This window comes from Burkholderia sp. Ac-20344, assembly GCF_017104975.1.
In the GTDB taxonomy this organism is placed as follows: Bacteria; Pseudomonadota; Gammaproteobacteria; order Burkholderiales; family Burkholderiaceae; genus Burkholderia.
In genome coordinates this window covers 1-9,132 of record NZ_JAAGPP010000237.1, presented here as the reverse complement: position 1 = coordinate 9,132, position 9,132 = coordinate 1, and the positions used below count along the sequence as shown (strand labels likewise).

Sequence of the window (9,132 nt, the reverse complement as noted above, 5' to 3'; positions counted from 1 at the left end):
GTCGCCTACGCACTCGCTTCGAGCGACGTGCCGACATTCACGAAGCATTCCTGAAACTCGGTTGCTCGCTTGTCTGTTGGAACATCTTCAGGCGTATCGAGCAGCCTTTTTGAACTGGCCTCTAAGCATCATTGGACGAATGGTCAGGTCGAGAGGATGAATCGCACCATCAAGGAAGCAACCGTCAAACGCTATCACTATGAGACTCACAACCAGCTTGAGATCCATCTTCAGGACTTCATTCAGGCATACAACTTCGCGCGTCGCCTGAAGACTCTCAAGGGGCTTACCCCCTATGAATACATCTGCAAGATCTCGACAGAAGAGCCGAAAAGGTTCATCCTCGATCCGCTCCATCAAATGCCGGGACTAAACACCTAGCCCGTCTGGACGGGACAGAGCGACTACGGAAGACTATCTTCGGGCGTTTAACGAGGATCGCGAGCGATATTTGACCGTCATTGTCGGGAATCGCGGTGATACGCCAGCGCTGACGGTTTGGTCCGCGGAGAAATGTGGGAGCTGGCAGCGTTGGACCGAATTCCGGGTGCAGCCGACCGAGTTGCCGCTAGCAACACTTTCGATGCGATAAAGGTGGAGATTCGAATGGAAGTTCGGAATGAGGTTTTCATATCAGTCGACGTCGAAACGTCCGGCCCAGTCCCCGGCGAGTACAGCATGCTCTCCATCGGAGCGTGCCTGGTCGATGCCCCTGAGTCGAGCTTCGAGCGCACGTTGAAGCCATTGAATCGGAACGCCGACCCCGAAGCACTGGCTGTGACCGGGTTCTCGATCGAAGAGCTTGAGCGGAGCGGAGCGGAACCTCGTCAAGTCATGACCGAGTTCGGTGCTTGGGTCAAAGCTGCCTGTAGAGAAGGAGAAGTGCCAGTGTTCGTCGGGTTGAACGCCCCATTCGACTGGTCCTTCGTCAACTACTACTTCCACCGTTTTCACGTTGAAAATCCGTTTGGCTTTACCGCGCTCGACATCAAGGCCTACTACATGGGAGTGACGGGGTGCTCGTGGAAAGACACGCGCTCAAGCGCTATGGCTGGCCACCTACATCCCGCGCAAAAAGGAAATCACAATGCGGTTCAGGATGCCGTCTACCAGGCCGAACTGTTTCGCTTAACTCGAGAGCACCGGAAGAAAGGCGGAAGCTGAATTGCGGCACAACGGCAGTCGGTGCAGGCGGCAACCAGCAAGCGCTGGCTGGGTCGACGGACAGCGACAGCCCTGCTGCAATGGTTCCTTTTCTCGGTGGCGCGCCTTATCTTGATGGCTCGCCTTGCGGCAATGTGTCTGGATGAAACACTGCGACATCAAGTGACCGATGTGGCGAGACGCGAATAGGTGCTTGCGACCCAACGCGGTCATCCGACATGTCGGCCGTCGGATAGCAGCTTCTCGGCGCGCTGCTGTCATCTTCTCCCTTGGTGGGGGATAACGAGTAATTGGGCCGCTGGCCCCGTTCAAAGCATCCTCAAGCGGGGCTTCCGAACGCCCTGACCTCTGACTGAATTGGAAACGGCAATGATGACCTTGTCCAGATTGCTTGCGGCGTCATTTGCGCGTATGGAGGTGAGCGCTTTGCGGCGTTCGAGCCGACTATCAGACCTCGATCGCAATCTTGTTCGCGATCACGCTGTACAGGTCTATGTCCGTCTGCTCCGTCCGCAACGAAACGATGAGGCTATAGCGAGCCGGCAAGGCGTAGCGCTCGAGACCAGGACGCGTACGCCACCAGCCTGCGGCCGGATAGACCGCGAGAAAACCGCGGCTGGCCAACTCCGCGGCGGTGCCTTCCCAGACATCCTGATGTAGCGATCCTCGGTGCCGCTGTCGATCGCCCAAGTGCCACCCGGTGTCGCTAGGGTTGGGCGCAGAGCCATCGCCTTCCTGCTGCGCGGCCGCGTTGATCCTAGCCACGAAATCCTCGACTGATGCCTCGAGGGGCCGCTTGAGGTCAAACCGCAGGCGATGCGACGGATAGTGGAATTTCGAGGCTGCACCGCGGGTAGAAGGATTGGGCTCCACGAAGTAAGATAGCGTCACCCGCATCTCCACCCGGACGTCCTGCAGGGCCTCAAGCTCCTCCTTCGGCCATGGCAGCGCATGCAGATTCATGTCGCGGCTGACCACGCCACGCCCCCTCTCCTTGGTGTAAGGGTGGACTACATCCTCGATGACCAAAGACAAAGAGTTGCCCGCGCTCCACAGGGCGAGCTCGAGGTCCGGCGTCCCCCAGCCGCAATGACGAATCAGGTTCACGTAGTCTTGCTTACTGGGTTTTCCAGCTGCAGGCAGGAACATCTGTCGCATCGCTGGCGTCCACTCAGCGGCGTGAACGATCAGGGCCCGTACGGTTTCCGGCCGGAATTGCGGGTACGCCGCCATGATCTGCGCTGCCATCCTCGCGCAAAGCGCCGATGCCGCACTCGTCGCATTGGTGGTCGTAAACAGACGCTCATTCGGTACGTTGTGCGTAGTGAGCAGATTGAGGGCAGGAACTCCAGCCGCACCCAGCTCGTCCTTGCCGACATTGCCCCCTTCGAAAACCACGTCGGGTTTTAAGGGCCACGCGCTGTCCCAAGTACGCGATGTCGTGGTGTAGGGGCTGAGGCCGCCTTCTGCAGCAATCGCCGCCAGACCCGCGATCTCAGTGTCGATCTTGTGGGTACAGGCGCCGACGGTCAGTGCATTCCAGGTTTGCCCCGGGTCGTGCACGAGATTCGTCGCCAAGCTATCGGGATACGTCATCCAGGCGTCATGACTGCGGGTGTTGCCGGCTGCCAGAACGAACAGGCGCGGGGTCTCGCCGCCGCCGTCGACATCTGATGCAAGGCGGTCGAGCATCGCCGACCACGAGGAGGGGCGACCACGATCACGGTAGTCGGATGCGGTAACCGCCGTCGCGAAAACCCGCGCACGGTCGGGATGGGTAATCTCGGGTCGGCTGACCGCCTCGGCGAACAGATAGGCATGATGCCTGGCGTCACCAGCGTTGTCACCCTCTGCGGAAACGAGCTTCACGGATTCGAGCCGATGCGTCACAGTGACAGGCGCGGCCTCTCCAACGGCCGCGGTGAGTTCGCCGTAGGCAACCAGACCAGCTAGGCCCGTCCCGTGATTGGCGGTGTCGTCGACTCCCCAGGCGGGGTCGACAGTGTGCTGGTCGGGCCCGTCCAGCAGCGGCGCCAGCATCGGATGACCACGATTGACCCCGGAGTCGATGAGGCAGATATGCGGCGCGCCGGCAGCAGGCCAAACGGCGCGCTCCAGCATGTCGCCCATCCACGTGCCTTGCTCTTCAACCCCCATCCCATCGAAGAACTCAGCCGTGTCCTTCGCCTTGCGAAGTTCGGCAACGCAATTGAGTAGCAGTACTGACTGGCTCAACTGCGCTTCGGATCCGAACATTGTGACGACCGTTCGCTCGGGAAAATTCGCCTGGTGCTCGTTGACTTCGCAACCTGCAGATTGCGCAAGTTTCCGAAAATCTTCAACAACCGTCTGCCGATCCTCTCGTACCGGCAGCCACACTTCCCACCAGAACGCTGTGCCAGCGTCGTCGGGTAGGAGTGCCGGGTCGTCGGTCCACAGTGCACGTAGCTCCGCCCGACGGATAGACGCGATGGTGTTCAACAGTGACTTGTGGTCGAGCGATTGACCAGATGCACCCTTGCGATCAGCCAGGTACTCGGCAACGTAGGTCTCAAAGTGCTCCAGCTTGCCATCAGGAATGAACACGTTCGCAAAGGTCACTTCGCCCGCCTTGCGGACGCTGAGCAGCTCGATGCGCTTTGTCTCGTTTCCGAGGCTCTGGAATGCCAGTTCAACGTCGGGCTGGCCCTCGAATTCGACCTGAAGGCCGACGCCGCTTTCCATGCCGCGTTCTCGCTGGGCCTGTGTTGCCTGCGCCATCAACGGTGTGAGGGCTTGCAGCTGTCCCTGAAGCGCCCGGCCATGTATTTGTCGATCCCTCACTGGTAGTAGCGGCGATGAACCGCCACCCGGGCTGTGTGCTGTAAAGGCAACGGCCTCGGACGTGTTGGGAAGTACGAGGTGGGGACGCTTATCGGCCTCTAGTGGCATCTCTAGATGGTTTGTTGTTATTTTCGAGTCGCGCGCTCAGGCGGCGTCGCTCCTCCAATGCCCGAACGAGCATCTGCGCCGAAACCTGCTCGCCTTCGTGCATCACAGTTTCCTTGATAGCTTCGTCCACCGCGCGCCGGATCTCTGCATAGCTGAGACCTTCCGCTTTGGCCGCCAGGGATTTCAACGCGAGCGGCTTCGGCGCAAATCGCGCAAGTCGACTGCGGATCAGTTCTCCAGCTTGCTGAGCGCTGGGTAGGTGGTACTCCAGGACATCATCAAATCGGCGAAAGAGCGCGTAGTCGAGGATCTCGGGATGGTTGGTCGCGGCGACGATCAGACTGTGCGATTGGTCGTGCTCGATCATCTGCAGGAAGCTGTTGAGCACGCGTCGTATTTCTCCCACGTCGTCCGCCAGCCCACGCTGAGATCCAATGGCATCGAACTCGTCGAAAAAATACACCCCGCGCACATCACTGATGGCGTCGAACACCTGCCGCAGCTTAGCCGCGGTTTCGCCCATAAATTTCGTGATCAGCGCATCGAGGCGCACCAGAAAGAGCGGCACGCCAAGTTCGCCGGCTAGCACCGAGGCGGTCATCGTCTTTCCGGTGCCAGGGGGCCCTACGAGCAGCAGCTTGCGTCGCGGCGATAGCCCGTGCTCGCGTATGCGCGCGCTCAACCGCTGCTCCTTCAGGATGCGCTGAATCTGTTCGCCGGCGCCTGCATCCAGGACCATGTCGACCAGCCGGCTCTTGGGATAGGTCACATGTAGCAGATTGGCCAGTTCGCCGCGTGGTTTGGCAAGCGGCACCAGCTTGCCTGCCTCTGCGTTGAGTCCACGGGACCTCGCGACGTCGATCATGTCACGCAGCTCTTCAGCCAACTTGCCGTGGCCGACCTTGGCCTCGTGTGCTGCCACCTGCATCGCTACGGAGTAGAACTGGCCATCGTCACGATTGATATGTGACTTAACGAGCGCTCTGAGTTGATCAGCGCTGGCCATGATGGGCTACCTCCCTACGAATCGTTGCAAGCTGCGAATCCGCCATGCGCGACCTCATCCTCATCAGCAGGCGCCGATGACACTACCGCGCGCCGCAATTCATCAACCAGACGTTCGTCGATGCGCCCCAGCTCAGAAGGCTCGGCAGCCACCAGAAACAATGTCCCGAGGGGCACATGCAAAGCGTCTGCAATTTTCGCGACCGTGGAAAGCGTAGGGTCGCGCTTGTTGTTCTCAAGAAGCGACAGGTAAGAGACAGAACATGCGGCGCGGCGGGCCACATCGCCCTGTGAGACCCCTTTATGCTGGCGAAACCAGCGAATCGCTCGTCCTACGTTCATGTTGATCCTCGACGGCGACTACTGACTCGCCTCGACCCATCTTGACCTCACTATTTTACCAGTAGTCAAATGAATCAGGGGCCCTTTCGAAGGCAGCGGCGCGATACCTCAGAGGATCCGTGGCAGTCTGAACTCTCGTGGCGTTTGCGCGCCCTGCGCAAGCATCTAGGCCTCCATTGGACATTGCTCCGACGAGATTTCGCTGGGCATTACCGCTACTGGCGAGCGTTCATAGTGAGCTCAAACATTGTCGCCATCCTCGATGGCGTTGGAAACGGCCAGTATGTCGGTCGATAGGGATGCGCGGACGAGTTCGGGCATCTTGTCAGAAATGGAGGGCGTCGGCGAGCCGGCGCGTGCCAATAGGGGCCACGTTGCCGGGATCTCGGCAGCGGCGGAACCCTGCCGGACGCTCTCCCCAATTCGCTCCGCACCGCGGAGAGAATTCAGCCATCTGCCCGCCGAGGCCCTCGCCTTTCACCGCGCTAAATGTGGGCACTCGCACTTGACCTTCAGCACCACCTGAGGCGAAGCCGTCTCGTCAGCGGCCCTGCCCGGATCGAAGAACCTCCAGGCCCGAGTGTGACGCAATACCCAATAAACCCGCCCACCAGCACGTCGTCGCCCGCGCCAGAAATACAGGGGCGCCGAAGTGGTGGCGGCCCCCGCTTTTCGCTCGCCGCGGTGGGAGCGCTCAATTCCCAAGGGGGTGGCCGCTTGCACAACTAAAGCTGTAACCGCCATTGTGCGTTGCGGCAATTCACGAAACCCCACGTCGCATAAGGCCGAGAGGCTCCATCGCGCTTCAACTAAAGTTGTGTCTATTCTATCGGCCCCCGTCAACTAAAGTTGTAGCGCAATGCGCGATTTCAACTAATCTTGTGTCGTAATGGTCGACGCGATGGCGGAGGCTCGGGATGACACGGCGCGCTCGGTTGCGGACAAGCGATGCGGCGAAGAACGGCGACACCGAGCCGCTCGCCGAGGTCGATCTTGAGCACTGGCCAGCCATCGATCCGCTGGCGCTGCCCGCTGAGCGTGGCGCCCTGTATCTGCGACGCGAACGTGCGATCCGGCTTTACCTCGAGGGCGCAACCGACGTCCAGATCAAAGCGGCCTGCGGGATGGGACGCAGTCAGGCCTATCGACTGCTGACCGAGCGCTGCCTCAAGCCGCATCCCGACGGGCGGATCCAAGGCTGGCGCGGCCTGTTGCCACATGCCCGCGTGAAAGCCTACGAACGAACGGCGCCGCTTGCGCTCAACGCATGGAGCGGCGGAGCCGTCGGCGCCCTGCAATGGGTGTTCGAGTCGCCTGCGGGGCGCGGATTCGAAGATAAGCTGCGCGAACGCATCCTCGGCAAACGTGCCGAGCTCGAAGCCTCGCGTCGACCGCGTATGGCCGTGTTTCGCTGGTTTCTCGCCGAGTTGCGCGAACGCGGCTTCGAGCGCCGCGGCGAATGGCCGTTCACCGTCGAGAAGCGCGGCTACGTGACGCTGGCCCGCTACATCGATCGCATCCTCGCCGAGCTCCAGATCCGGTGCAGGACCAACAGGGTTTCGAACCCGAACGGATCGTCGATGCGCAGCGTAAGGCGCACATCAATCTTGTGTCCGTCGAATTCGACCACGTCGTAGGGATGAGTCGCGGGCTTGCGGACCTCACTCGGATCGTCGCGCCACGAATGGTGGACCTGCTGCGCGCCGGCCGCCCTCGCTGCGGTGCCGAAATTTCGATCCGCGAGCGCACGGACATGACTCGCAAGGGAGCGTTCGCCGAGGTGTTTCTGATTGAACGGATACTCGTGGCCTTGTATGCCGGCTTGTCGGCATTGCGCGAGAAACCCACTATGCAGGCGCCGCAGTCGCCGATGCACCTCGGTCAACGTCGCCTGCTTGCGACTTCGCTCGGCGACTCTACGCTCAATCCAGTTCGCAATCTCGGGGTAGTGCCGCAATAGTTGCTGGAACGCGCCGCTCGCAGCGCCCGCTTGGCCTGAAGGTCGGGAGGTCACGGGCGCGCGTCGCTCGTAGGCGCGCGTGTGCATATAGGGAATCAGCGCTCGGAACCCGAAGATACGCCCGTCTTCGTGCCGAGCGACGCAGCGCTCGAACATACGGTACAGATCGTTGAAGCCGACGCCGGTCAGGCGCGAAATTTCGCGTAGCGGCGTGCGGCCGTCGACGAACAGCATCATCGCCCGCACGCGACGCGTCAGTTGCGCCTGCGCTGGCTCCGACAACGCGCTCTCGTCGGTGGTGGGCCATAGCTGAATATCGGATAGCTCCGTTGGAATGGAGCGGCGATCGAAGTGCAAGGCACCGAATGCGATGGCTCTCATTGTGTCACCAGCACAGTGTGCAGTCCCAGCGACCGCGTGGCCAACGTCGGGCAAAGCAACGCGCCGCTGAGGATCAGCTTGAACGCGGCCGCACGCGAGACCATCGGATCAAGCGGTGCAAGGCGTTGCTCGAGCTCGCCCAGCGTCAGCCCGTTGCGACAAGCTCCTAAGACGTCAGGCGCGAACGCATCGCAGCACTCGCTCGCGGCCAGGTAGCGCAGCATCGTAAGTCGGTTTCGACGCAGCAACTCCGGCTCGTCGAGCTCGCCGGGGCGCAGTGTCCGCAACTCTATCGGATGCGATCGCGTCCACACGTCGAAAGCGGGAAACGGCTTCACTCCCTGCGTAGCCGCGGCCGCCTCGCCGGGACGCAGGACGATGAGCATCTGCTCTTGCCCTTCCTCGCGCACCCAGAAGTCCACTGTCCGCGCCGGCCTCGCATCGGGAATGCGCAGTGGCCGCTCGCAATAGGTGGCCACGCGCGGGTCCGCCTCCAAGCGCAACCAGAGGTGAAACGCGTTCCAGCCATACAGCGTCAGCGGACGGCCGACCTTTGGCCCGAAGACGTCGAACCGATGCGCCCCAAACGGACGCGCATCGTTGACTGCCCTTCGGAAACGTGGTGGGATCATAGCCGCTCCGGTCGATCCTCCAGTTGTAGTACAAAAGAGGCCCTGCCGCAGATCTTCCGAGCCTCTGGGCGGAGCCCGATGCAGCCACCATAAAATCACTACAATTTACGTATCAAACTCTACATCCTCTCATTCAGCCTGTTGATGCAGTCCACGAGTTCGGTCTTGGCCGGCTTCTCGACGGCCAAAACGCGCTCCGCCGTGAAACATCGCTGATAATTCACCCTTGAAAATCCGCGAATCCGTCGCCGATTATGGCCTTCGGCGATTTTCTCAAGCGCTTGCGATTGTTTCACGCGATCGGGGCGGCGCACCGCCGAGCGCTGCGAGTTTTCGGTGTTTCATTTCGATTCCGCGACATCTTCGACTTTCGCTTCCAGCCGCGTCGAAGGGAAAGTCGCTGCGCAGCTCCGAAAAAGCCGCGCCGAGAAGTCGGGGCGCCGGCGGGTGGTGCTTCCACTTTCACTTCGTCCCACGGCCGGCGCGCGGCACTGTATCGAACCACACGGTTTCCGTAGCCCCTGACCACGCCCATGCCGATTGCCGACGATCCTGACGTGCTCGATGTCGAGTTTCGCGAGCTGCCGGCCACGCCGCGCGCGCCAAGCGCCGCCAGCATCGCGGGCAGGTCGACCTTGCCTTGCGCATTCGCGATCGGCACGATTTCCGCACCACGCGCCTTCAGCACGTTCGCGCGCACCTCGCCGGCGGCGTCGA

The 9,132-nt window shown here is 61.2% G+C and carries 6 protein-coding genes and 3 pseudogenes; 3 read left to right on the top strand and 6 right to left on the bottom strand.

Going from position 1 to position 9,132, the window contains the following annotated elements:
- The 3 genes and pseudogenes from G3N64_RS36990 to G3N64_RS36980 all read left to right on the top strand — a co-directional run.
- A pseudogene (locus G3N64_RS36990) lies at positions 1 to 113 on the top strand (IS5/IS1182 family transposase); the annotation flags it as partial.
- 10 nt (positions 114 to 123) lie between these two features.
- Positions 124 to 381 (top strand): annotated as a pseudogene (locus G3N64_RS36985) (integrase core domain-containing protein); the annotation flags it as partial.
- A gap of 225 nt (positions 382 to 606) precedes the next feature.
- Positions 607 to 1,164, top strand: a complete 558-nt coding sequence (locus G3N64_RS36980; protein ID WP_205788568.1) for a 3'-5' exonuclease — start codon at positions 607 to 609, stop codon at positions 1,162 to 1,164.
- Between the two features lie 447 nt (positions 1,165 to 1,611).
- Here the strand turns inward: G3N64_RS36980 and G3N64_RS36975 are convergent, their stop codons facing one another.
- The 6 genes and pseudogenes from G3N64_RS36975 to G3N64_RS36945 form a co-directional block, all read right to left on the bottom strand.
- Positions 1,612 to 3,888, bottom strand: coding sequence for a S8 family peptidase (locus G3N64_RS36975; RefSeq protein WP_241021404.1), 2,277 nt, complete (start codon positions 3,886 to 3,888; stop codon positions 1,612 to 1,614).
- Between the two features lie 187 nt (positions 3,889 to 4,075).
- The gene (locus tag G3N64_RS36970) at positions 4,076 to 5,101 is read right to left on the bottom strand and encodes an ATP-binding protein (protein WP_205788566.1); all 1,026 of its coding nucleotides are present in this window, start codon (positions 5,099 to 5,101) and stop codon (positions 4,076 to 4,078) included.
- Positions 5,102 to 5,115: 14 nt separating this feature from the next.
- A complete protein-coding gene (locus tag G3N64_RS36965; protein ID WP_205788565.1) occupies positions 5,116 to 5,442 on the bottom strand; it encodes a helix-turn-helix transcriptional regulator in 327 nt (108 codons plus the stop codon).
- A gap of 1,504 nt (positions 5,443 to 6,946) precedes the next feature.
- Positions 6,947 to 7,783, bottom strand: a complete 837-nt coding sequence (locus G3N64_RS36955) for a hypothetical protein (protein WP_205788564.1) — start codon at positions 7,781 to 7,783, stop codon at positions 6,947 to 6,949.
- On the bottom strand, positions 7,780 to 8,415 hold the full coding sequence (locus G3N64_RS36950) for a hypothetical protein (protein WP_205788563.1): 636 nt from the start codon (positions 8,413 to 8,415) through the stop codon (positions 7,780 to 7,782). The genes G3N64_RS36955 and G3N64_RS36950 overlap by 4 nt, the downstream gene beginning before the upstream one ends.
- Positions 8,416 to 9,004: 589 nt before the next feature.
- Positions 9,005 to 9,132, bottom strand: a pseudogene (locus tag G3N64_RS36945) (riboflavin biosynthesis protein RibD); the annotation flags it as partial.

Coding starts and splice junctions, on each gene's coding strand:
- G3N64_RS36980 (WP_205788568.1), top strand. CDS start 607: ATGGAAGTTCGGAATGAGGTTTTCATATCAGTCGACGTCGAAACGTCC.
- G3N64_RS36975 (WP_241021404.1), bottom strand. CDS start 3,888: ATGGAAAGCGGCGTCGGCCTTCAGGTCGAATTCGAGGGCCAGCCCGAC.
- G3N64_RS36970 (WP_205788566.1), bottom strand. CDS start 5,101: ATGGCCAGCGCTGATCAACTCAGAGCGCTCGTTAAGTCACATATCAAT.
- G3N64_RS36965 (WP_205788565.1), bottom strand. CDS start 5,442: ATGAACGTAGGACGAGCGATTCGCTGGTTTCGCCAGCATAAAGGGGTC.
- G3N64_RS36955 (WP_205788564.1), bottom strand. CDS start 7,783: ATGAGAGCCATCGCATTCGGTGCCTTGCACTTCGATCGCCGCTCCATT.
- G3N64_RS36950 (WP_205788563.1), bottom strand. CDS start 8,415: ATGATCCCACCACGTTTCCGAAGGGCAGTCAACGATGCGCGTCCGTTT.